The following is a 24,163-nucleotide window of genomic DNA, read 5'->3' on the forward strand; positions in this document are numbered from 1 at the left end:
AAAAACCATTGATATTATAAGGATTGTTTTATTGTGTTCCGTTACGGTACACAAAAGAGGTACATAACCAGGAGTAATAGAATAATACAAAAAACGGCCCTTAAAGGATTATTTTTTATTTTCTATATCATCTAAAGTCATCATATTTTCCGTTGTATAGTAGTATTTGATACTCATAGCGTCGAAGAATGAGTCTGTTACTCGTATTTGATTGAGGTGCAGCGCAAAAACAGCGTCCGCACTTCATTGAATGAATCTGATTTTAGTTTTTTATATCAATTGTCCAGAAATATGAAGCAATGTTAAGTCTTGGCTTACCAAAGGCCTTTGTTTTGATCCTTTGTATATAAACCTAACTAATCTAGGTGCATTCATTGTTATTTTCTATAGAGGCATTTGACTCTAAATGAATGAAAATTCTAAGCAAAGCGTAAAAACTTATATGGTGTACCATTCAAGATTGAACTAGGGTACACAAATTAAAAATTGATTAATATAAAAGGTGGTATTTAGTTATGTTCCTTTATGGTACGTAAAAGAGGTGTACAATCCAGTGTATAAGAATGATATAAAAAAACAAGCCTCGGAAGGCTTGTCATTTTAGAAATCAATATCATTCAAATCTGCAACTTTAGCTTTCTTTGGCTTGTTCTCATTTTCCTCAAATTCTAAATCATCTAAAGTCATCTTTTTCCGTCGAACTGTAGTGTTTCCAGAAGAGAAGAAGTCATCAAATTCATCTAACCCTAGTGCTGAAGAAGCTTGTTTCTTAGCTTCCTCTTGTTCTTTTTCTAGTTGTTCCCACTGAGATAATTCTTCTCTTAACTGTTGAATTCTTACAGAGGGAGAAGGGTAAACGGCAAGCCCATATAAAGTAAGGTTATCCAACTTGCTGTTTTTAGATATTGACAGGTTTACTTTGGTATCAAGCAAGTCAGAAGTATATCTAAAAACATCATCTGCAATCTTAGGTGAAATATTCTTCGAAGAAGGATATAGAACTGCTACAGCACCAGCCACAGCATTTTGCACTTTATAAGTAGCTAGTACTTCATTGTTATTAAATAGATTTCCTATAACAGACTCAATATTTTCATCATTTTTCAGTTCCTTATGCTTCGATATAGATAGCCAGCCTGGAGTTGATAAGGTAGTAAGTAGCTCCGTTTTATCAAATACGGACCGTCCATCTAAAAGTGGTAGAGATGAAATTTCAGCTAAAGCACTTGCTATTACCATATTGCTATAGGATTTAGCATCAATTTCAAGGCCACCGTATGTTTTGAGAGGGCTATTTGCGTAATAGTCTTTCATTTTTTCATTATCAATAACTACAGCAGCACCCATTTTGTTTTCATTCATAAGCTGTTGAATCACACTAATTCCAGCAAGAGCGTTTCTTCTAAACGCAGATCCTCTTTCATCAGAAGAAGGCAGGGAGCAAATAACACCTAACGGGATTTTTCCGCCTGGTAGGGCTCTATTTTCTCTGACTTTCGATAGGTAAGCTAATGCTACTTTAAGAGCTCCATTACCAGTCCCGCCGCCTAAACTTACACAAACCCATACGAATTCTGAGTCCTGTACTGCATCGTCAAGTGCGACCTTTTTATATAAATCTGCATTTTCTTTAGCGATTTCAAATCCAAGCTGTGCATTTTTATCCGTACCTTCTAGTTCAGGAAAGTCCTTACTAGAAGTTACAATCCTATGTGTTTCCGGGATCAAGTTTTTATGTTCTTCCATATCCGATTTTGATGAATTGAGTAGGAAAGTTGGGTACCCAAACCTTGATAATTCAGCAGCGATTCGGCCACCACCTTGTCCAAGACCGATAATTGCTTGTGAAGGATAACGATCCATTTCAGATTTTAGTTCATCAGATAGTAAATGTGGGGATAACAGCGCTTTAATTGCACCTAACTTTTCATTTTCTCCAAAAGCCTTAATCATCATATGTGTTGCTCCTTCCTTAACTTTTCTTCATAAAGTAGTTGTGCTAATTGTTTGCCTCTTACTGTAACAAAATAGGGAGTCGCGGTTCCGTCTTCTTTTTTCTCAACAAACCCTTGAGCTTCTAGAGTCAAAAAAGCGGAATCATACTTCTTTCGTTTGCTATGAAAGTTATCTAACCTGGTCTTAACCAGGCCTCTATGTATCTTGTTTTCTTTTACGACCTGTCTAAATACGTCTATAGTAAAGTCATCTAGCTTCTTTCTAAGAAATCGCAGCGTGTCATTATCGTATTCCAACTCATCTAAGTCTCTGAAACTCTTAGCTTCAAGTTCACTCATACCTTCACCACCTTATGAACCTTAAAAGACCTCTTTTATGTACCTTTAAGGAACATTATAGAAAACAAGCCAAATAAAAGCAATATTTATACTTAATTATCTACAAATAAATGTACTATCCATCCTTTGTTGCGTACCTCAATTGTGGTACATAATAAAAATCTCAGACACATTTATTGCTGATAATATATACCCTTCAATAACTCTCAATGCGCACCATAATTGCGTACCTCAATTATGAACCTTAAAACTTACATAATAAAGTCTACTATATTTCATTTTCGTATCATTAAATTCAATTTAGTTCAGTATAAAGGGGGTAGATAGATCATCTTCGATCACAATTCAACATCATTCAACTTACATATTTACCGTTGTCTAGCAATCATTCAGGTTCATTCAAGCTCATGTACTAGCATTTGAATTAATATAAATTTTTTCAAGTAAATTCAATACATTGTTTTATATTATTACTGGAAGATGGAGTATTAAATGCAGGGAAGACAGTCCAGAAGGGAAATGAACGTAGGAGATTGTCGGTAGCGGGTAGATCTCGAAAGGATTCCTAACTATCTTTTATATATGGGTATTCACTATTCCATTCAAATTCTTGATCGTATCTTTAGTCCTCAATATATAACAAAATCAGTAAAATTCCGCTTACCAGTGGAAAGGTTGCGGTGGAACGATTATCGTTCCACCAGAAGTTTTCCACCATGGTACACCAATAAAAGTACTATGAAGTCTTGGTATTATCGTAAATAAGGGTTCGAAAGCAAGTGTGAGTTCTTACCGTGTTTTCACACCGTTAATCTTACAGTAATGAGACTGAATTCTATTGATTTTACAACATCGATTTGTACCCTAAAATATAGCTATTTCATAACAAAACTTATTAAGTATGAAGGTCACCATTCTTTGTATATCCCTGTATAATCATTCGCTAGATATCACGATATTTTATTGCCAGCTCTGATATAAAATGGTATACTCAGGTCGAAATTTCATATCTAAAGGGACGACCCTGGACTCACTAAGCTTAGGCTTGGTTTGTTCGGGGTCTTTTTTTATCTCATAGAAGGGAGGCTATAAGTGGTGAGTGATAAGTCTATCTATACTTACAATAATGGCAGGGCATGGATAACTGAAAAAGATAAAGAATTATTAAAGCTAATATGGTTACATAAATCAGTAACTGTCTCACAAGTAAGGTTTTTTCTTTTAAAGGCATATGGTATGAAAAAGAGTGCTGTCTACAAGAAGCTTCAGAAATGGAACGAGCTTAAGATTACCAAAACACAAGTTTATAGCGGGAGGAAGAAGGTCCAATTAAGATGTGTACAGATCAATAAGAATGGAATTGATATTTTAGTAAATGAAGGGGTTATCCATAATTCAACTTATCCTTTGGTAGAGCTGCCAAATCCTAAAACGGCTGATCACTTCTTTTTAACAAGAGAAATAGTAATAAGAACGTATTTAGAGTTTTATAAAAAGGGAGGTAGGTTTACTTCAATTCCTCCATTAGAAACTCCATACTATGACACTAAAGTGAAGAAGGCTTATAAAGAACAGGGAAAAAACCTCTTAAAAATACCAACTCTAGTAGAACCGGATTGGATATTGTACAGTGATTCATCAATACTGAATATTGAATCGGATACCGGGCATGAAAGAGCAAATACTATCATCGATAAAGTTAAAAGGTATGTAGAATATAATGCTCAGAATTTAGAACATAAAGACCATCATATATTGATTGCCCCTATAGATTCTGCAGATGATGACATCCTATGCTATGTGGAAGATCGGCCAAAAGAACGTAAAAAGCGTGTAAGCCAAATAAAAGAATATGTTATTAGGGCAAGCGCTCATATCATTCCTAACCTTCATTTCCATGTGGTCACTTCTAGCAGAGCAGGAAAAGTAGCTTATAACCTACTAACAGGAAAGACTAAGGAACATTCCTATGTACTAAATGAAAGTATTGGAGCTTTAGAAACTAATAAACACCTCAATGTTTCAATGGTAAAAAGGCTACCTGAAGAGTTTTATACCGGAAACGTATTAAATTCATATTTTGCTGACGGCCATTTTGACATGAAAAGAGAAGGAGAGAAGGTAAAAACATTTTTAATCAAAGTAATGGATGAAGGCTGCGTAAAGTCCTTGGACCAACTTGCTTATTTAAACTGGCTTTTAGAAAAAGACCGTTATAAAAGTCATGTCGATGGAATCCTTGCTATCTATCAAACAGAAGAGGAGAGATTGCATGATAATCTGGGTGACCTTTGGGAGTTAAATCATGTCTATTTCAGTTCTTTCGAAAGGCTACAAAGAAATAGTATTGACGGATCAACATTTTATCAGCAAACCTCTAAATTTAAGAGGAAGAAAGTGTTGCTTTATGAGGGATAAACTGCTGTTAAAATTGCCGGGCATTGCCGTTTCAATACTGGGTATTCTCTCTTTGTATCTAACAATCCGGGCAACCATAAATTATTTCTTTTTAATGTCTGCTCAATTTAAAGGTGTGGTACCATCATTTATTTTATTTGGTGACTCTACAGAACCTGGCCGAATCGGTTTCTGGTTATCAGCAATCTGTCTTATAGTGGGATGGCTAATCAGTACAAAGTTTAAAGCATTTCAAACGAAAAGGTGGAGAATTGCTTGGTTTGGAAATATGGCTTTAGGAATGTTTTTCCACTTCCTTAGGTTGATTAGTGCACCAGTATATAACACCCTGATCCCGTATTTAGGAAATCGCATAAATCAAATGGATGTTCAAAGTATATGGTTAGAAATTGCGGTGGGTGACACCCAAACATTGCTTCTAACAGTTATGTTCGTTCCTACTACAATTACTTGCGTAAGTATGCTATGGCTATTTGGACAGTACTCACAATATTCAAAGGAACTTAATCAAGCATTTTGGGAATTTGAATACAAGAATGTTCATCTGCAAAAATTCTTTAAGATGAGCAAAAAGGAACTATGGCCAGATGTGGTATTGGGGCCAGACTCAGACACAAAAGAAATGGTTGTCCAACCAGGTAAGGACCGTACTCTCAACAATGTCATAATTGGTAGTATCGGTACAGGTAAAACCGCTGCTTTGGTTCTACCTATAATTAATCAGGATTTACATTGGATGAGCCGCTACATAAATGAATATCCTTCTCTGTATCAGAGGGAGGACTTCCATACGGAAGATGTTAAGGGTATGTACCTAAATGGAGTAAGCATAATAGAGCCTTCAAACGACCTTTGCCAAAAGGCATTTCAGTTAGTAAAAGCACATGGCATCCCAGAGGAGTCAGTATTTTACATCGACCCTACAAATCCGAATACTCCATCTATAAATCCTATGGAAGGACCGGTTGATAAAGTGGCTGAAGCTTTCGCTATGGTTATCGAGGGTCTAGCAGAAGGCGGTCAGGCAAACTTCTTTTTCCAACAGAGTGAAAGGAACCATTTAAAGCACTATATCTATTTACTAAAACTGCATGAGCCTGAACAAGAAGTTACTTTCGACATGTTGTTAAAAATGTACGATAATCCTAACCTTGTTCGTGTAATGCATGAGAAACTTAAAAAGACCTTCCCAGAAAATGTGGACCTGATGGAAGATCGTGATGAGCGGAATCATTGGGCTATCGTAAAACAGATAGATGAATGGTTTGACACAAACCTTCTTCCGAAAACAGAAAGAGCAGGTCAAGGAAACGTACCAAAACTTGTCCAAGAAGGGGAGTTTCGAGGGCAGCAAGAATATTACGATGCTAAAGCGGAGTATGTACAGGGTTTAAGAAACATTCTTAACGACATAGGGGCAAGCCCGTTAATACGAAGAGTATTATTTGGGAAATCTGATTTTTCATTTGACCGCCATCTAGAATCAGGCGGTGTTTTACTAGTGAACTCGGCCAAGGGAGAACTCGGCGGCCTATCCAACGTATTAGGTAAACTCGTATTGTTGAGTCTTCAGAATGCAGTTTTCAGAAGGAAACCTAATATATCAAACTTTCATCATATTTTAGTAGATGAATTTCCAGATTACATTTATCAACCATTCAAAGAGTTTCCAGCTCAGTCACGTAAATATAAAGTTATTGTTACCGTTGTAGCACAAACTGTTGCCCAGCTAGCGGATAAGTATGGAGAAACCTATATGCATACTTTGCTAGGTACCTTACGACACAAAATGGTTTACGGGGATATTCCTGATTTTGATGCTCAACTTTTCTCAAAAATATTCGGGGAGGTTGAAAGATTTGAAGAAGGAGTAAATGAACAAGCAGTCAGCCCGCTGCAAGAAAAGCCTATGTTACGGGTTGGGAATTCCTATCAGAAGAAAAAGGAGGCTATCCTATCTCCAAGCGATATCATTTTCCAGAATCCATTCCAATGTGCAGTTAAAATTGTTGCTAATAATAAGCCGGTGCCGGTTATGCAAATTGATGCAAACTTTGTTCCAAAGGAAGAATTTAATGAGGCCGTGATCCAGGTAAATGAAGAAGCTGCTAAAACATGGCTAGAGTCTAGAAAGGGTATAGTTTTGTTAACCGAGAATCAAACTCTCGAAGAATTTGAAGTGTTAGATGAAGAAGAGGTTATTAAAGAATTAGAGAAATCGGACATTGAGCAGGCAGAACCGCTTCTACTAAATCCCGGTAATGATCATCCTATTACACTACCAATTTTTAATAAAAAAGACTCGGACCCAGAGGCTGAAATACCAGCTGGAGTTTCAAGTGACAAATTAGAAGCTGTTCCGGAAGATTTAAAAAAGAATACTGACGCAATAGAGCCGATTGTTCCTTTAAGTCCCGCTAATTTAGAAGATATCAAAACAGAACCACCTTCTAATAGTGTTATTCTAAGCAGCGATGATGGTGAACCCACTGTCAATGTTTTGTCCAAAGAAATGCCACAGGGTTTACCAAAGGAGCGAATAAACATAACTCATGAGTCAGACAGTAATATATCAAATAAAGAGGTGCAGCGACCAGTACTGTCTCAATTAGGCGAAAAGCAGGAACAGCTTCAAAACGAATTACTAAAAGAGTTAAGTGAAATACCCGCAAAGTCAGAGGTTGCTGTAGCTTCTGAAACAGACAAAGAAGCAAAGAACAATTCTAAAAAGGCTGAAATTCTATTCAGTGTATTTGAGGAATAAAGTAGTAATATAGTTAATTATAGTAAATTAATTATTGCCAAATCTATAACGCTTAGTATACACTTTTGGTAAGGTAGCAAGAGCGAAAATTAAATTATTCTAAAATGGGAGTCCCCCAAGAACCAGAGTAGTACTACACTACTCTCGTTTTTGGGGGACTTTTTTTGTTTGCTTACCTGCCTTTTTAAAATCAGGAGGGATACAAATGGAAGAACTCACAACAAAATCTTGGAAATCTGAAGAGCAGCTAGATGATCTTGCAAGATATAAAAGAAATAAAGAGATTGTTAAAGGGGTTGTTACCTCTGTAGGAGTAATTAAAGCAAGGGTCCTGGACGCTGACTCTCAAGAGTATGTAAATAAAGAGACTGAAATTGCTTATCTAATGCTTGAAAACGGGGTAACAGCTTATTGCCCGGCACATGAATTCTCATCACATGAGTTCCGCAGCCTAAATGGATTTGCAGGTACGATGCAGGAGTTCCTCATCGACCATCTGGATTTAGAACAAGAAATTTTACTTGTCAGCATAAAAAAGGCAGATGAGATTAAAAGGGCAAAATTTTTAAGCCAACTTGAGGTTTTAGAAGAAACTGACCAATTGCATGAATTTGTGTTTGATGGAACGATAACTGGTTTTGATAGAAGAACTAGACGAATTTTCGTTCGTGTAAATGGTGTTGATTGCACTATGTACCCAGACGATTACAGCTGGGAGCGGGGAAGACGTATTGAAGAACAAATTCACCGCGGAGAAAATATCAAAGTAAAGATTATCCGATTTAACAAAGAGCGCAATACCATACGTGTCAGCCGTCGTCATACTATGGAAGATCCTTATGAAAAACTAGAATCGTTACAATCCAGAAATGCAATCGCTGGTAAAGTTTCAGGTGTAGACGCTGTTCACGGCATCTTCATTCAACTGGATGTTGGATTAGAAGTAAAAGGCGTTAAACCTAATTATCTGGAGGAGCCAGTGGTCGGAGATGTGGTAAGCTGCGCAATTCGAAGCATCGATAAAGAGAATCGGAGAGCCAAAGTTGTCATTACTGGATATCCAAGGGGTAAAAAGAAACGCAGGGACGTTGGAGCGTTCTTGTTTGAATAATGGAAGCTCTTATTCAAGACCAGCCTAACCCAGGAGTAACACAGGAGTATCCATTACTCACAACAAAGAAAGGTGAAGTGCCTTTATGGGATCACCCCTTCCTTAAAGGCACTAAGGTCTTGCCGAAGAAATACTACCCTTACACTAATTTAGAAAGTGTTGTAGAACATTTTACGAGGGGTAGGTTAGACGAGAAGGATTTCACACTCTTAAAAGTTCTTGGTGATGCCATTTGTGCAAACGAAAACCAATTACGAAGGTATCTATTGCCTATTATGAGTTCTTCTCAAACATCTTTAAGGCTAGACCGCTTGCGCCGAAATGGGTTTGTTGAACGCTGGAAAATACGAATTCACGGAGAAGAGGATGCAGTAAAACCACCCGCTCCCTTTACTTTGGGAATGGCCGGATTTAAGCTTTTAAAGCACTATTATAATTCTGATTTCTTTATGGACGCGAATCGTTGGGATTCTTTAGGTGTTGGTGGAATCAAACGATATGTATCCATGAATGAACTTCGCTGTTTAATGGCGGAAATGAACATCTTAAAAAAATGGAAGTGGAATCCGATCATTGCCACTAACCATCAAAATAACCGACCATTAGGAGCGGGAATCATAGAGTTTCCCCAGGGTCAAATGAATTTCCTTATTGATCGAGTTCAAGGGACTCAAAACTATATTGGGTATTTCAAGGAAAGACTATTCAATTGGAAAAACATTTATGAACACTATGGAAGAATTCCGGTAAGTGAGTTTCCTGATAATACTTCCTATATCATAATATTTGCTTCCACCCTTAGCATTGCGAATCATATACATCAAGAACTAATGCTGGATACCTTCCCATTTAATATATGGGTATGTGTCGAAGAGGATGTTCTTGAAAGTGGATTTAATACTTCTTTTTACATTCCGAACAAGCAAGACCTAAAACGAATTAGACTTGATTTTTAAGGAGGTGGAGAAAATTAACGAGGAGCTTTTAGAAGAAACTCACACTCTTGTTACAGCCTTATTTCATCACTGTCTCGATACGTATATGCACTCATTCAGGGTAGGAGATGAATTATATGCTTTCTCCAACTTCTTAGGATTTAGTAATGCTCAAGAGATTTTTGTGCTGGGGCTTCTCCATGACATAGGTAAGCTTAAAATTCCTTACTCCTTGCTGAATAAAACTACACCTTTGACTAAAAGTGAATTTGCAGAGATCAAGAACCATGCCGACTACGGTAAAAAAATACTTTATAAGCTTGATGTCTTTCCTCCAGAGTATGCAATGTGTGTTAAATATCATCATGAAAACTTTGATGGCAGTGGATATTTTGGAATTGCGGGTAAAGAGATTCCACTTCTTGCTCGGATGATAAGAGTCATAGACAGTTACGATACTATGCTGAATGGCAGAATTTATCAGCATACTAAATGTCACGATGTAGTAGTTGACGAATTGTAATCTAATAAGGGGATACTATACGATCCAGATATAGTTGATCGATTTATACAATTTCTTTCTAAGCGATTTACACTGCAAGCTGCTCGAATATAATGGTTGAATTTAGCAAATCGGAGTGATACAATGGGACTACAACAACGCAGTTGCTTTATAGCCTTGAAGCAACAGCCTTTCTTAAAGTTTTTTAGTGTGGGCCTTCTAAGAGATTAGGAGGCCTGAAAAAAACTATAATAAAACGGGAAAAACCCGAAACCTAATTTCCAATCAATACTACATGGTATTGTTGGTGATTACGTTTCGGGTTTTTTGTTTTTTCCAGGAGTGATTTTTAAATGCCTAGAAAAGTGCTTATCGCTGTGGGGGATAAATCCTATACAGACATACTGATTAATACGTTTCAGCAACATACAGAGGATTTCACCTTATCCTCCCAAGAAGTGCTGCATAGACGTTTCCTTCAAGAAATTGTTGAAATTGAAACCCCAGAAATCTTAATCATACACGATTATTACCTTGAAAGTGATTATAATCGACAGGAATTGAAAGACAAAGAGCTCATATCATTCCTCAAAGATATGCGTATCCAGTTTGAGGACTCTTTACGTATTGTTTATTTGTGCGAAAGGCCAAAAGGTGATCCTATCCTTTCAACAATAGTCAGTTTAGGGATTATGGATATTTTCAATACAAATTCATTTGATTTGAGTGTTTTTGTTGAACAGCTAAAAGCCAAACCACAATTTTCTAAAGTTGCTAAGTTCCTTTCATCAGAAATCTTTTCAGATACCTCTAAAGTCAAAGAAGTTGAGCACCGCTCCAGTGAGGAAGAAATAAACGAAAATGAAAGTGAAGCTGATGAAAACCCCAACCATGAAAAGCAAAAGCAAGTCGTCCAAAAGGTAATTGAAAAGAAAGTCGTTCAAAAAGTCGTTAACAAAACCACTATCAAGAGGGACTACACTTTTCATGTACATAACCATAACGAAAAGATTGTAGGTATTCCTGTAAAAAAGAAATTAGTGATGATTGGTAGCCCGATTGAACGAAGTGGTAGCACATTTATTTCACATCTTTTGGCAAGGTGCTTAGCGAAAATGGGCGTTTCCACTACCTATGTAGAATCCCCATTCTCTAAATCGTATACATATGATCGATTTTTCGGGCATTTATATTCGGATGAGTACAAAAGTAAATTCTATCAATTCAGTAAGTACATAGATCCAAAGATTAAAAGCATATATGACTGGAGCAAATCAGAAGTAGATATTATTTGCAAACACCCCACTAAAGAGCCGCTTTATCAGGAGGAGGACGTTTCATTTGATGCACTTATCAAAGTATTGTTCTCTTCTAACTCGACAGTAACCATAATGGATGTTGGTACTGACTGGCAATACGAACTCTATCAAGATGTATTTGACATTGCTGATCATGCTTACTTCATTCTTGAACCTGATATTCCTTTTATCCAGCATTTTGAGGAATCAAGTGAAAAATCAATTGAGTTTCTACAAAAGCAGCTTCAGTCTGGTAAATCTTCATTGGTAGGAAATCGATTTGATAAAGCTCTAATGAAAAACGAATTGCTTAAGGATCTTTACCTGGAGAAAATGATAACCCATTTACCTTCTTTTCCAGTAACAGATGTGTTTCAAGCACAGTTCCAGGGATTATTCTTGAATGATACAAAAGATTACGAAAAACAATTGGAATCAAGTTTGCGGCCGCTTTTGGAAGATATCCTTCCTGGTGATTTTCTTAAGAAACAAAAGAAAGCTACTGGAGTATTTAAGGGGCTCTTTAATAAGAAGATTAGTGTTGAAAAAGCGGAATCCAAAGGAGAGGAGACAACTGTATGAAGCCGGGAGTCAAAATAGCTTTAGGAATATTCACTTCCGTGGCTACTGCAGGATTTATTTTTGTATACGATTTTTATATAAAAGATCGTATTGATTCAGCAGAAGTAGTCGTTGTGAAAGCTGGGGAAGAAATTCTTAAGTCTGAAAGTATAACCAAAAATAAGTTAGCTATAGAAAGAAGGCCAAAAGAGGCACTAATTGACGATGTGGTACTTGCACAAGATATGGACCAAATAGTGGGGCAGGACTCATCCGTCAATATCGTAGGAAACTCAATGATATCAACTAAAATGATTGATTTTGAACAATTGATTCCCGATGAAACCGAAGGAGAAGCTATTCGCCCTATTACAAAGGAAATGATTTATGCTCAACCAGGTTCATTGCGAAGGAAAGACTCTATTGATATATATCTTGTCAATCAGGATGGAACAACGAATCTTATTACCAACGGTGCTCCCGAAGTTACCTCTGAAACAAAGGAAGAAACAGATTCAAAAGAGGCAGAGTCTAAAGAAAAAGTTGAAATCAATACTTCAGTCAACACTAAGCCATTCCTTAAAGATGTAAGAGTGGTGTACGTAAAGGATTCCGGCAATAAAGAAGTCGTATCTGCTGCTGAAGGTAACAAAGGCGATAAACGCTTAGATGCTACCTCTACCATCAGTGATCTGGAAGTGATATTAAATGAAGAGGACTTTACAAAATTAATGGGTGAGGTACTTGGTAAGGGAGCCCGCTTATATATTACTTACCATTAAAGGAGAGTATTATCCCATGAATCTATTAGTGATATCAAAAAACTCTATCTATAAAGAACGGTTTGAAAAACATGAGGAAATCACGACAGTACTTATAATGGACGAAGCAACAAAAACAAATGTTGAAATCAATGCCATTTTATTAGATGGTGAGAGTTTTGATTTAGATAGTTTACAACAAGTTAGAGATCTTTTTCCGGAGAGTTTAGTCTTTTATAAACCACTTGGAGTAAACAGCGATATTATCATGCGAAATATTACCCGCTTATGTGCTGCCTATAAGGTCAAGGTCTTAAGCGAATATTCAACAGTGGATCAAGTTGTAGATGAAATTATTAATCAGATTACAAACAAAGATGATTACCTTTCAAAAAGACTTGTCAGTTTTTTCGGTACCCATAGCGGGGCGGGTGTTTCAACTACTACCCTAAATCTTGGCCGGTCACTCTCGAATAAGATAGAAGAGAAAGTCCTGGTCCTAAGTTTAAACAGCTGGGATCCATCTGATTATTTTTATCACTATAACGGACATTATTTAAATGACTTAAAAGTTGACCTCAAGACCCAAAACTTAACACCAGCAAGGCTTTCAGAAGCGGTTTCACATCAAAATGGGTTTTATCACCTTGCAGGAAACCGGGATATTAAGATGCAACGGTTTTACCAACCAAATGAAATTGAACATCTTATTAAAGTCGCTCAGCAACTATTCGATGTGATTTTAATCGATGCCGGTACTCATTTTGATACCGCTCCAACGGTTCAATCCTATATATCTAGCAATTTACGCTTTTTGGTAACAAACCAAGAAGAAAAAGGTTATAGAGGTTACTTCCCTTACGTTTTCCAACAACTTATTGAGCCTACTGGTGGTGCGTCAGACGACTTTATGTTGATTATTAATCGTTTTCAACCGGCCAACACGCTAATTAATGAAAAGGCATTAGAAGAAGAGCTCGGAATGACCAAGGTAGCCACACTGCCTGATATGGGTGACCTAGGAGCGATGGCCGCATATCAAAAGAGGCTCCTATATGATGTATCGGATTCTTATTATACAAAAAACTTAGACCTGCTATCGAATTTAATTATTTCTGAATGTAGGCTAACCGAAAAAGAGCAGCTTATAGAAGAACGGACTGAGAAAAAGAGATTCTTTTCTTTCTTGAAATAGGAGGTGGTTATCGTTGAAGCAAATTGAAATGGAATTGGGAGTCGAAAAAGAATTTAGTTCTTCTGATTGGTTGGCAGAGACCGTTCAAAAAAAAGGGTTAAAAGTGAATTACATTACAACCTTTGCGAGAAAGAGGTCCTTTAAGGATATCTGCCAAAAGGTCCGGGAGCAACTTAATGACATTATTGTAGATGGGTCCGTTTCAGAATCTAACAGAGAAAAAGGAAAAGACCTCGATGAAGTACACTACAATGAAAATATTTGGTTGGAACGGCAGCATAAAGCAGTAATTGGTGATGCACAAGCAATGTCTTACTTTATTACGAAGATCAATGAGGTTTTACAAACAGAGAATATCACCACTAATGAGTATCCTCGCTTTTATGATTCCCTTGCTGAAGCTATCTTTCATGAAGTATGGGGAGTCAGTATCCTTCACAAATGGGACAAGCTTCCGAATAGTGAAGCGGCCGTCATACGTGGAAAAGAACTTTGGCTTGATATTGATGGTCAATTTAAAAAACAAATAGAGGAATTTGAAAATGTAGAGGCTGTTGAACGAATAAAAAGGGCTTTTACTATGAGGGTCAAAGATGCGGTTATTAATGAACAAACACCGGAACTTGAAATAGAAAGAGAAGACGGAAGCCGTATCACTATGATCCAAAAACCAAGAGGGAAAGAAAATTACATCATGTTCCGCCGCTTTGTTGTAAAAAATATGAGCCTTGAGGAACAAGCTAATTTAGGAACTATTCTTGTTGATGATATTCCCTTGTTTCGTGCATTATCCAGGGTAATGGCTAACACCATTTTTGCCGGCCGTGTCCGGTCCGCTAAGTCGACTTTTATGAAATCTATGTTGAGAGAACGGGATTCCAGCTATGTTGCTGCTGTTATGGAGAAGCACTTTGAGTTGGATTTATCCAAACAATTTAAAGACCGGCTTATCTTTGAAATACAAGCCAAAGAAGGCGATCTCCATCATGCTGTCCCAAGACTGCTAAGAATGGAGCACGACTATATCATAGTTGGAGAAATACGAAGTCTTGAAACTGAAGGCTATCTCCAAGCTTGTGAACGTGGGGAAAGGGGAGCATTTTCAACCTATCACCTTACATCTGTAGAAAATGTGGCACCGCAGATTACCCGACATATCTTAGACGAGTTTCCTAATCGGAACTTTGAAAATGAATTGGAACGAGTAGCGCGTAATATTGACATTATTGTAACCATGAGCGCGGATCGAGATAGGAGAAGAAAGCGAGTTATTGGAGTCACCGAAATCATATGGGATGAAGATAAAAGGGCTCACCGAACACAAGATTTAGTCAGGTACAGTCCAGTAACAGATAAATATTACTATTCTTCTAATATCACAAAAGATTTATTAACTCTTATGGCAGCTGAAAGTCTAAAAGATACAAAAATTCTCATTAAGCATTTAAAAGATAAAGAAAGACAATCACCAATGAAGGATTACTTAAAAATAAAGGATCAAATTATCGATACCCTTTTGGGAGAGAATCTAGATGGATAGCATCTTACACTGGGTATGGCAAATTGGCGTAAATTACTTTCTATATGCAATTCTTCTCTGCCTGTCATTATGGACTGCTAAAACAATTATGCTGTCATCAATAAAAACGAAGGTAAATGAGTGGAATTACAAATATAGGATCCGGAAGGTCAAAACGAAAGCTGTTTTGTCTAGGAGTCACGAATACAAAAATCCCCTATTAAAGCATCTTAACCTATTAATAAAAACGACTAGTGAAGAAAGGAATGAAAACAGTGTAGAAATTTTCCTTATTCTTTCAATACTGTTAGGGGTCTTATCAGGAGTTTTTATCCTATTCGTTTTTGGAGATATTTTTGTATCTGTGACGTTTGGCTTTCTATTACTTTTAATCCCTTATTTATTCTTAAGGTTAAAACTTAATAAGATACGTTATCTCATGAGTTTGGAATTTCTGAACATAGTTCAAAAGCTTACTCAAAATTACAATGCAATGCATAACGATATGTATCATGCTTTATCTGAAACTCAAAAAGATATCAGGAGTCCAGAATTAAGGAAAGTAATCGTTAAGTTAATTTCTGATCTCCAGGTCTCAAGGAATGAGTATGAACTCCGTGAAAGTGTTCAGGTATTTACTTATACAGCAGGGACAAACTGGTCCAAACGTCTAGGAAGTATTATCTTAAAGGCTTACCTCTATAACGAAAAGGTTCTTAATGCCTTAATGGTATTAACAAAGCAGATGGAAGAAACGGAAGAAATGTTAGAAGAAGAAAAATCTCAAACAATGGATTCTGTATACAACGGATATTTAACCATTCCGGTTTTTATTGGGTCGCTTATCCTTGGATACTATTCTTCTGGTGCTCAGGATTGGTGGAAACTGCAGTTTGGTAGCCAATGGACCATCCTATTATTTTCAGTTTGTTTATTAGGCGTTGTTTTCTCAATTATTATTTCGGCATTCCTGAAAAGGCCCAAAAATGACTTATAAGAGGAGTGTAACCCCTTGGCTGAGACTATTTTCTTTAAATATCTTCCATATGTAATGTATACACTCTCTCTTCTTTTATCATGTTTAGCCGGTGTGTTGGTTTATACAGGATTAAGTTCACAAGCAGAAAGAGTACAAACCCGAATCCGTTTCAGAAATAGCTTAATAAAGAATAAAGAGAAGCTTGTTTCTAGTTCAAAAGAAACTAAAGCAGAGGAATGGCTAAAGCTTGCTCAGTATCCTTTGGGCATTACTGGTTTAAAATACTATCTTGTTACTTTTGGGTTCATCCTTTTCCTAACTATATACTACGTAATTCTTCCGATTCTCATTAATGGAGGAGCACAGAAATTAACAATGGTAGCAGCTGTTATTATTTTATTACTTGCTCTTCTGGCTGTACCAAGCAACCCGTATTCTTTGTTTGTTTATTTGATGAAGAGAGTGATCGAATACCACCAAGCCAAAAAGCACGCGGAAGTTTTTATGTTATATGACTTACTGATTAATGAGATTGAAATGATGAACATCAGTAGGATCAATACCTATAATATATTGCGAAATATTAAACCCTACTTCGTTGTTTTGGACAAGCCACTCACAAAACTTCTAACTTCCTGGAGTAACGATGAAGGACCAAAAGCGGCTTTAGAGCAGTTTGAAAAAGAGCTTAATTCAAAAGAATCCCAGGCGCTAATAGGTGTTATAAAAAGTTTAGATGACTTAGACAGAAAAACCGCTTTGGGACATTTACGCGGAATGCATAATATGTTTGTTCGTTCGCAAATTGAAAATTATAGAAGGAAGAGAAAAATCACTACTGATTTATTAGGAATTCCTATTAAGATAACTCATTTTTTGATAATCCTGAACTTCCTTGTGGTCATCGTAACAATGGTATCAGTTATATTGAAATCTTCCAGAATGTAATAATTCTACATTCCTTTAAGGAGGTGATGTCGATAAATACTTCACTAAGCACATTTATGAAAATTGCCATCACTGCAGTTGTAATCAGTGCCTTTATTTTTGGAGCTATGTTTACAGATATGGGCAGCATTTCAGATTCCATTGCTGATTACATAACAAATAGTGGATAGGGTGAAAACGTGTGAATAAATCATTAGCCACTTTTATGTTAATGGCATCTATCGTCATAATTATCACTGGACTTCTCTTTGGAGTTGCCTATGATTCTTTAAAGCAAAAAAATAATCATCATGAACAAATGTTAAATACTGAGCACCAAATAAAATTTAAATAAATTATTTATTATTGGAGGAATTTAACCATGAATCAAACATTATCTACATTCTTAAAAATTGCAGTAACAGTAGTATCGATTAGCGCATTTCTATTCTTTATTGGATACAACATGATCAGCTCAGAATCTACAGAATATCAAACTGAAATTACTGGTATTAGTAACAACCTGCCATCTGATGGTAATTAATTTTTAAATGAGGGGGAGGCATCATAGCTTCCCCCTTACTAAGGAGGATTCTTAAATGTCAAAGACATTAGGAGAATGGATGACCCTTTTTATTGTCATAAATATTATGTTTGCTCCGATTCTGGCTTATCTTGATAGTCTACATAGAGAAGCTGTAGAAGTAGTTCTCACCGAGGGAGCAAAGAAAGCATCGATAGAAGGCAGATTCACTCCCGCTATTATTGATGAGATGAAAGACACTTTAGTAGATAGGTATAACTTTGATGAATCAAAAATTAAGGTAACAGCCACACAATCATTAACACCCCGTAACCAATATATAGAAGCAAGTATTGAAGCCCCAAGAAGTTTCATTTTTATTCTAGATATTTTTAATCAAGGTCCAGGTACTTTTAAAAAGGAAACCAAAATCTTAAGCGAATATATTAATTAGGAGTTATTTGTATGGCTACTACCCTTAGAACCATTCTATTTATTCTCTTATTCGCATTTATAACGCAAATTCAATTTAATCTTGATGCTGATAAAACAGCTACAAGGCAATTAAAAAATGCTTTGGAGTTAGCTGTTCACGACGCTGCCTTAGCTGTTAATCCTGAACAGTTGGGAAATGGACGAATTGTTTTTGATCAGGATAAGGCCATAGATAAGCTTAAAGCCAGCTTAGAAAAAAATTTAGATATTAAAAGTGGTTCTGGGTTTGTGTATACACCAAATCAAAATTCATTTTATAAGAATGATATTTTTCTTTTGCATCTTGAATTTATAGATGATAGTTATCCAAGAACCTATCCATTTACATACGTTAATGACCAATTTAAGATTATGGAAACTGTTGATGGTCCTAGTGTCATAGCAGTTATTAGTACTGAAAGCCCCCGTTGGTTTGTCGGAGACTCGAGCTTTATTAGGCAGGCAGCGGTTTATGAATATAAAAAATAAATAAACGACTCATATTTAATTGACCCATAATACCTAACTGTATTATGATTAAATTAATATATGGCTAACGGGAAAAACCCGAATGAATGATTGAACTTATTCAATCGTTTGTTCGGGTTTTTTTGTATTCATATTTAACCAATGTTTGAAAAGTCTTCCAAAATTTAATATAATAGTCTCAGATGTTAGCTTTTACTATTTTATTGCATCTCCTACTTTGGAGTTAGCGGATTCACAAAAAGAGCGGTTCTTTGGGACTTAAGAGTTACAAGGCTTATAGTACTTATTTACTATTGCCTAAAAACCTCTACCAAGGAGCCGTTTTTGTTTTGTGAAAAAAAATATAGGGGGAAGAACACATGTTGAGACAAAAGAATGCAACAAAAATCGAGGAAAATTCTAGAGAAAGAAGGGGAAGACGAATGAGGAAATTTATGAAGGCAACGTTAGCAACACTATTAGCTGCAAATATAGGAGGGATCTTTCAAAGTAATTCCGTAGAAGCAAGTTCAAAGGCCAGCTGCAGTATGACAATTCAATCGGATATTCATACAGAAAACAACTGGGCAAATGCAACCGGTCCCTGCAATGGGTTGGTTAACGGCTTTTATTCTGCAAGCGCTAATAACTTTCATGTTGTTGGCCACGTTACTACTGAAGTAACAAGAAGCGGTCAAAAGTTCACAATATCTATCTTCGAGGAGCCTTTTCAAGCGGAACTAACTGTAACAACTATCTTGAAGGCGAAACCGAAACCAGAGCCTAAGCCCGAGCCAAAACCAGAACCTAAACCAGAACCGAAGCCTCAGCCTAAGCCTGAGCCGAAACCACAACCAAAGCCAGAACCGAAACCTCAGCCTAAACCTGAGCCTAAGCCACAGCCTAAGCCAGAGTCAAAACCGACAACGAAGCCGGTGTCTAAACCTACAGAAACTCAAAGTCAAACAAATAAGACATCAACTTCATCTAATAGTAGCGGTGGAAGCAGTAAAAACACTTCAACAAATACCACAACAACATCAAAGGCAAAAGGCAATGAGGAAAATTCTAAATCAGTCACTGAAAAACAAGTAAAAGAGGTGGCGAGTGCATCAACTAATGGAGATAAAGAAAGCTCCAATGATGAAGCAGCAAAAGAAAAAGACGATAGCAAATCTGAAGATGAAAAGTCATCTGAAGATACTATAAATCAAGATGAGGATAACGGTGGTGATGGAGAAGAAAAATCAATTCAAACAGAAGAAAAAATTAATAGTCAATCTGCTTTAAAAGATGTTTCTAGTGATAGCAACCAAAATTCTAGTAACAATAAAATTTGGGTTGGCTTTTCCTTATTAATCTTAATGGCGATTGGAGGAGTTATTTGGTTTTTCAAATTTAGAAAGGTGAGATAGATTTGAATCGTATCAAATTCAAATTAATAGCATTTCTATTCTTTTTACTTGTAGGGGGAAGTATTTTCTTCTTCCCCTCTGCAAGTTCCGCTGAATATTCTCCATTTGATGTTCCAAGTACAGTAAGAAGTGGGTGGAATAAAACGCCTGGTGGAAAACATTACAAAGAGAACACCGGGAGAATGCTCATTTACGATGTATATTACAACAAATATATATCTGGCGGACAACGTATCGTTAACAAGAATTTTAACGGCACGGGAACACAACCTTATTTAGAATTTAGAGGCTGGTCAGTAATTTTTGGACATAAACGGCATTTAAGTTCTAATAACGAAACCTACATCGCAGCTCAAAAAGTTGCTGGTAGTGGAGCCGGGGCAATAAAAATATTTAGAGCACAGCAACGAGGATTATACGCTACCGAAGATCTTGAGTACAATAACCAAGGATCTGGTATCTATAACGAATGTTCCGCTTCAACAACGAATACTCCAAACTATGATTGTAATATGCGTTATGAAAGTGTAGGATTTGATGCTTATTTACCTCTTAATGAATTATTCCCTGACGACAGTAAAGATGCTGTTTGGTCCCTCTATCTAATAAAAAAGGTAGACTCTCATATTGTCTATACACCTCTAATAGTTCCTTTTGATTTTTCAAATAGAGATTTTAAATATGGGAGCATTTCTTTATCAAGCGGACAAAACACCAATAAACTGACGATGAATACCGATGAAGTTTTAAGGCGTTCCAAACCACGTGAAGCAGCTGCAAGTGTACGGGATGAGTTAGGGTCTGATCGTTACTTTACAAACAATACGACTTATACTCGTGTTGATTCGGAGGAATCTCAAACAGCTGTATGGTATGGAGTAAGGAGCCCTAAAGATAGCAATAAAACCAAATGGGCTGCCACTTCTTATTGGCGCTTTTCAGGAGATCAGGCCAGAATATCATATATTACTGAAAACGATCCACCTGAACATATTGCCGATAGTATCACTAATCATCGTTTTCAAGATGGCAGTAATCATTGGGTTCAACCTAATGATACGGTGACTGTAATGCTCCGCCAATACGATAAAGAATCAGGAAATAAAAATCAGTTCTTAAGAATGCTTGGAAGTGGGGTTGAGGTTCGAGCACGACATGATTTCTTTGATGCCACTAACCATAACTACCATTGGGTCAAAAGTAATCATTTAGTAATTGAAGCAGCAAAAAGGACTGAAAATACCAAGTATGGAAAAGTCGAATGGAGTGTCACTCCTAAAACACATGGCCATACATATGACGTCCAGTACCATTACACTGATAATGTGGGAAATGCTGTAGGATATGATACTGGCTCAGGAAATACCGGTCTTAAATTAAGTGTTGATGGCGTCGCTCCGACTAATATAACAAACAGTCTTACAGGGGCAAGATATATTAACGGAAATGATTACTGGGTAAGAGAAAATGAATCAGTAACCATTACATTAAGACAGAGGGACCCTCATTCCGGAAACAAATACCAATATCTTAGATTATTAGGAAGTGGGGTTGAGGTTAGATCTCGCCATGATTTCGCCGCTGCTTCAGATTATAACAACCATTGGATTAAAAGTAACCACCTTGTTATCGATGAAGCTAATAGGACCGAAAATACTGATTATGGTACTGTGAAATGGAATGTTACCCCAAAAACACATGGACATAATTACGATATCCAATATCACTATTTTGATAATGTAAACAATGGTAGAGGATACGATACCGGTGAAGGAGACACAGGTATGAATTTACGTGTTGATAGCGTTTCTCCTTCTCATATATCGCATAGCTTAACCGGTGCCAAATACGTTAACAATAATGTTTATTGGGTAAACTCTGATGATAAAGTCACAGTACAATTGAGGCAACATGACGGTGATTCTGGAAATAAGCGACAATATTTACGTTTGGCAGGCAACAATATCGATGTGCGTTCCAGCCACTATTTTAGTGAAAGTACTAATCACCAGAACTCGTTCTTTAAAAGTTCACACGCAGTTATTGAAGCGGCTAACAGACAAGAACAAACAGCTTATGGAAAAGTGAATTGGACAGTGGTACCCAAAACACACGGCCACCTTTATGATATCCAATATTATTATCAAGATAACGTCGACAATATTAGCAATGTTGTAATTGATGAAGCGGCTAAAGGTTATCAATCTACAAATATGAAACTTGGCGTTGATGATGCAGGACCAGTTATTCAATACCGAAATAATGAAGATACATCTGATTTTTCTAGTAGAGATTGGAGCAAGGAGAGCATTAAGGTTCGACTCAAATTTAACGATGCTCATTCTGGTTATAAAAGATCCCGATATGTCTGGACACAATCCTCTAGTACTCCAACTGAATCGCAATGGTCTTCCTGGTCAACCAACTCAAATTATGTAGTAACGAAATCAGGAAAAGGGCAATGGTACCTTCATGTGCAATCTGAAGATAATGTTGGTAACGTGTCCACTACGTATAAAGGAGCTTATAAGTTCAATAACCCTCCAGTAGCTGGGTTTAATACAGATAAAACAACCTATTATCGTGATGGAACCATTAAGGTTACTTCGACTGCCACTGACCCGGATGGAGACCCACTGACTTACCATTATGTGCTTGTAAAAGCAGATGGCACTAAGGTAACCAGTACTTCCATTAATCCTTCTTTTACTGGATTGGATAAGCCTGGTACCTTTACGATTACTCAAACCGTAAAGGATCCTGAAGGGGCAACAGATAGCATTACAAAATCGGTAGAAGTCGTGAATAGACCGCCTACTGCAGGATTCAATACCGATAAAGCAAAATATTTTAACAATGAATCAATTAAAATTACATCTACTGCTTCTGATATTGATGGTGATAAATTAACATACGTTTATGAGTTAACGAAGCCTGATGGCAGTAAAGTTACTTCTTCCGCTGCTAATCCTACGTTTAATGGTTTGCAATTAATTGGTGTTTATACCATAGTACAAACTGTTAAAGATACCTATAACGCTACAGACACCATCACTAAAACAATCGAAGTGGTTAACAGACCTTCAACAATTACGTTGACGTATGACCCAACTGATCCTTATGAAGGAGATACAATTAATGTTTGCGTAAGGGTTCATGATGCAGATGGTCATAAGATGGATGTGAAAATCTATGTTACAGAAGAGGGGACATTTGAAAAGACAGTACTTACTAAAACAAAAGTAGTCTCCGATACCAAACATTGCTACAGCTTTGTTTCCAAACATAAAAAATATACATTCCGTGCAACATCTGATGACGGATATGATGAGACTGAGGTTACAACCTGGGTGAATGTAAAACCTCTTATTATAAAAGGTTACGTCAAACATACCCCAGATTGGCAAAATAAACACCAGTCATTAGGTCACAAAGATAATCAGTTTTATAGCGGAGAAAAATTCTTGTTAGAAGCTGATGTTTCACCATATCCAATCGTATATGTTAAAAGTACACTTAAAGCATCACAAGCCAATTCTGTTTCAATTAACAGAACAGTCACCCTAGGAAAAACTACCTCAATTCTTTATAAAGGAGAGTTGTATGACCCTGCTTTTATAGAATACCCAACAAATATAAAGCCAGGGCCGGCTATCTTTGAATTTGAAGTAAAGTATACAAACGGGGTTATCAAAAAAGATAGTGTACCAATAGAAATTCTTGCAGATTCTTATAAAGCGTTTAAGCTTCATAGAAAGTATTAATCAATAAAGAAACTCCACAGCTACCAAATGTAGCAATGGAGTTTTTTCTTTTTATACATAATTTTTCTTTTCAAGTTTAGGCTTTGGTGTAACAATCAGAGGTGGGAGAATTTCATCGTCCTTAGCAGTTGTAATGTTCTCAGAATTATTTAGAATATCTATAGAGTAATTCGCTCCAGTTGAGCAGCCGCTCATTAGCAATCCGATAGTAATAGAAGAGGTTACAAGCAATTTTTTATTCATGGTGACACTCCT

At 36.7% G+C, this 24,163-nt stretch carries 20 protein-coding genes; 17 read left to right on the top strand and 3 right to left on the bottom strand.

Features of this window, described 5'->3' with window-relative positions:
- Positions 1 to 600: 600 nt before the first annotated feature.
- Positions 601 to 1,956 carry a hypothetical protein gene (locus tag A361_RS28560; protein ID WP_019379632.1) on the bottom strand — a complete coding sequence of 452 codons (1,356 nt, stop codon included), beginning with the start codon at positions 1,954 to 1,956 and terminating at the stop codon, positions 601 to 603.
- The gene (locus A361_RS28565) at positions 1,953 to 2,294 is read right to left on the bottom strand and encodes a hypothetical protein (RefSeq protein WP_009336102.1); all 342 of its coding nucleotides are present in this window, start codon (positions 2,292 to 2,294) and stop codon (positions 1,953 to 1,955) included. Before A361_RS28565 ends, A361_RS28560 begins: the two co-directional genes overlap by 4 nt.
- A gap of 1,095 nt (positions 2,295 to 3,389) precedes the next feature.
- Between A361_RS28565 and A361_RS28570 the strand changes: the two genes are divergently transcribed.
- From A361_RS28570 to A361_RS28640, 17 genes are all read left to right on the top strand, one after another.
- Positions 3,390 to 4,712 (top strand): hypothetical protein, encoded by a 1,323-nt coding sequence (locus A361_RS28570; protein WP_236888097.1) that lies wholly within the window; start codon positions 3,390 to 3,392, stop codon positions 4,710 to 4,712.
- A complete protein-coding gene (locus A361_RS28575) occupies positions 4,600 to 7,476 on the top strand; it encodes a type IV secretory system conjugative DNA transfer family protein (protein WP_236888098.1) in 2,877 nt (958 codons plus the stop codon). Before A361_RS28570 ends, A361_RS28575 begins: the two co-directional genes overlap by 113 nt.
- Positions 7,477 to 7,681: 205 nt before the next feature.
- The gene (locus A361_RS28580) at positions 7,682 to 8,587 is read left to right on the top strand and encodes a S1 RNA-binding domain-containing protein (RefSeq protein ID WP_009336099.1); all 906 of its coding nucleotides are present in this window, start codon (positions 7,682 to 7,684) and stop codon (positions 8,585 to 8,587) included.
- A complete protein-coding gene (locus A361_RS28585) occupies positions 8,587 to 9,543 on the top strand; it encodes a hypothetical protein (protein ID WP_019379629.1) in 957 nt (318 codons plus the stop codon). The genes A361_RS28580 and A361_RS28585 overlap by 1 nt, the downstream gene beginning before the upstream one ends.
- 4 nt (positions 9,544 to 9,547) lie before the next feature.
- Complete coding sequence (locus A361_RS28590; RefSeq protein WP_157888626.1) at positions 9,548 to 10,045, top strand: HD-GYP domain-containing protein; 498 nt, start codon at positions 9,548 to 9,550, stop codon at positions 10,043 to 10,045.
- Between the two features lie 332 nt (positions 10,046 to 10,377).
- Positions 10,378 to 11,904, top strand: a complete 1,527-nt coding sequence (locus A361_RS28595; protein ID WP_019379627.1) for a hypothetical protein — start codon at positions 10,378 to 10,380, stop codon at positions 11,902 to 11,904.
- Positions 11,901 to 12,665: a hypothetical protein gene (locus A361_RS28600; RefSeq protein WP_019379626.1), complete on the top strand. Its 765-nt coding sequence runs from the start codon at positions 11,901 to 11,903 to the stop codon at positions 12,663 to 12,665. The genes A361_RS28595 and A361_RS28600 overlap by 4 nt, the downstream gene beginning before the upstream one ends.
- 16 nt (positions 12,666 to 12,681) lie before the next feature.
- On the top strand, positions 12,682 to 13,839 hold the full coding sequence (locus A361_RS28605; RefSeq protein WP_019379625.1) for a hypothetical protein: 1,158 nt from the start codon (positions 12,682 to 12,684) through the stop codon (positions 13,837 to 13,839).
- Between the two features lie 13 nt (positions 13,840 to 13,852).
- Complete coding sequence (locus A361_RS28610; RefSeq protein ID WP_019379624.1) at positions 13,853 to 15,379, top strand: ATPase, T2SS/T4P/T4SS family; 1,527 nt, start codon at positions 13,853 to 13,855, stop codon at positions 15,377 to 15,379.
- Complete coding sequence (locus A361_RS28615) at positions 15,372 to 16,355, top strand: hypothetical protein (protein ID WP_019379623.1); 984 nt, start codon at positions 15,372 to 15,374, stop codon at positions 16,353 to 16,355. Before A361_RS28610 ends, A361_RS28615 begins: the two co-directional genes overlap by 8 nt.
- 15 nt (positions 16,356 to 16,370) lie before the next feature.
- Positions 16,371 to 17,285: a hypothetical protein gene (locus tag A361_RS28620; protein ID WP_019379622.1), complete on the top strand. Its 915-nt coding sequence runs from the start codon at positions 16,371 to 16,373 to the stop codon at positions 17,283 to 17,285.
- Between the two features lie 181 nt (positions 17,286 to 17,466).
- The gene (locus A361_RS30670; protein ID WP_019379620.1) at positions 17,467 to 17,619 is read left to right on the top strand and encodes a hypothetical protein; all 153 of its coding nucleotides are present in this window, start codon (positions 17,467 to 17,469) and stop codon (positions 17,617 to 17,619) included.
- Between the two features lie 27 nt (positions 17,620 to 17,646).
- Positions 17,647 to 17,808: a hypothetical protein gene (locus A361_RS30675; RefSeq protein WP_009336089.1), complete on the top strand. Its 162-nt coding sequence runs from the start codon at positions 17,647 to 17,649 to the stop codon at positions 17,806 to 17,808.
- 55 nt (positions 17,809 to 17,863) lie between these two features.
- On the top strand, positions 17,864 to 18,241 hold the full coding sequence (locus tag A361_RS28625) for a hypothetical protein (RefSeq protein ID WP_019379619.1): 378 nt from the start codon (positions 17,864 to 17,866) through the stop codon (positions 18,239 to 18,241).
- Positions 18,242 to 18,252: 11 nt separating this feature from the next.
- On the top strand, positions 18,253 to 18,750 hold the full coding sequence (locus tag A361_RS28630; RefSeq protein WP_009336087.1) for a hypothetical protein: 498 nt from the start codon (positions 18,253 to 18,255) through the stop codon (positions 18,748 to 18,750).
- A 359-nt stretch (positions 18,751 to 19,109) separates the two neighbouring features.
- Entirely contained in the window at positions 19,110 to 20,144 is a 1,035-nt protein-coding gene (locus tag A361_RS28635) for a hypothetical protein (protein WP_019379618.1), read from the top strand.
- A gap of 2 nt (positions 20,145 to 20,146) precedes the next feature.
- Entirely contained in the window at positions 20,147 to 23,908 is a 3,762-nt protein-coding gene (locus A361_RS28640; protein WP_019379617.1) for an Ig-like domain-containing protein, read from the top strand.
- A 51-nt stretch (positions 23,909 to 23,959) separates the two neighbouring features.
- Here the strand turns inward: A361_RS28640 and A361_RS28645 are convergent, their stop codons facing one another.
- Positions 23,960 to 24,151, bottom strand: coding sequence for a hypothetical protein (locus A361_RS28645; RefSeq protein ID WP_019379616.1), 192 nt, complete (start codon positions 24,149 to 24,151; stop codon positions 23,960 to 23,962).
- Positions 24,152 to 24,163 lie beyond the last annotated feature (12 nt).

This window comes from Cytobacillus oceanisediminis 2691 (assembly GCF_000294775.2).
In the GTDB taxonomy this organism is placed as follows: Bacteria; Bacillota; Bacilli; order Bacillales; family Cytobacillaceae; genus Cytobacillus; species Cytobacillus pseudoceanisediminis.

Coding starts and splice junctions, on each gene's coding strand:
- A361_RS28560 (WP_019379632.1), bottom strand. CDS start 1,956: ATGATGATTAAGGCTTTTGGAGAAAATGAAAAGTTAGGTGCAATTAAA.
- A361_RS28565 (WP_009336102.1), bottom strand. CDS start 2,294: ATGAGTGAACTTGAAGCTAAGAGTTTCAGAGACTTAGATGAGTTGGAA.
- A361_RS28575 (WP_236888098.1), top strand. CDS start 4,600: ATGTCTATTTCAGTTCTTTCGAAAGGCTACAAAGAAATAGTATTGACG.
- A361_RS28580 (WP_009336099.1), top strand. CDS start 7,682: ATGGAAGAACTCACAACAAAATCTTGGAAATCTGAAGAGCAGCTAGAT.
- A361_RS28585 (WP_019379629.1), top strand. CDS start 8,587: ATGGAAGCTCTTATTCAAGACCAGCCTAACCCAGGAGTAACACAGGAG.
- A361_RS28595 (WP_019379627.1), top strand. CDS start 10,378: ATGCCTAGAAAAGTGCTTATCGCTGTGGGGGATAAATCCTATACAGAC.
- A361_RS28600 (WP_019379626.1), top strand. CDS start 11,901: ATGAAGCCGGGAGTCAAAATAGCTTTAGGAATATTCACTTCCGTGGCT.
- A361_RS28605 (WP_019379625.1), top strand. CDS start 12,682: ATGAATCTATTAGTGATATCAAAAAACTCTATCTATAAAGAACGGTTT.
- A361_RS28615 (WP_019379623.1), top strand. CDS start 15,372: ATGGATAGCATCTTACACTGGGTATGGCAAATTGGCGTAAATTACTTT.
- A361_RS30675 (WP_009336089.1), top strand. CDS start 17,647: ATGAATCAAACATTATCTACATTCTTAAAAATTGCAGTAACAGTAGTA.
- A361_RS28625 (WP_019379619.1), top strand. CDS start 17,864: ATGTCAAAGACATTAGGAGAATGGATGACCCTTTTTATTGTCATAAAT.
- A361_RS28630 (WP_009336087.1), top strand. CDS start 18,253: ATGGCTACTACCCTTAGAACCATTCTATTTATTCTCTTATTCGCATTT.
- A361_RS28635 (WP_019379618.1), top strand. CDS start 19,110: ATGTTGAGACAAAAGAATGCAACAAAAATCGAGGAAAATTCTAGAGAA.
- A361_RS28645 (WP_019379616.1), bottom strand. CDS start 24,151: ATGAATAAAAAATTGCTTGTAACCTCTTCTATTACTATCGGATTGCTA.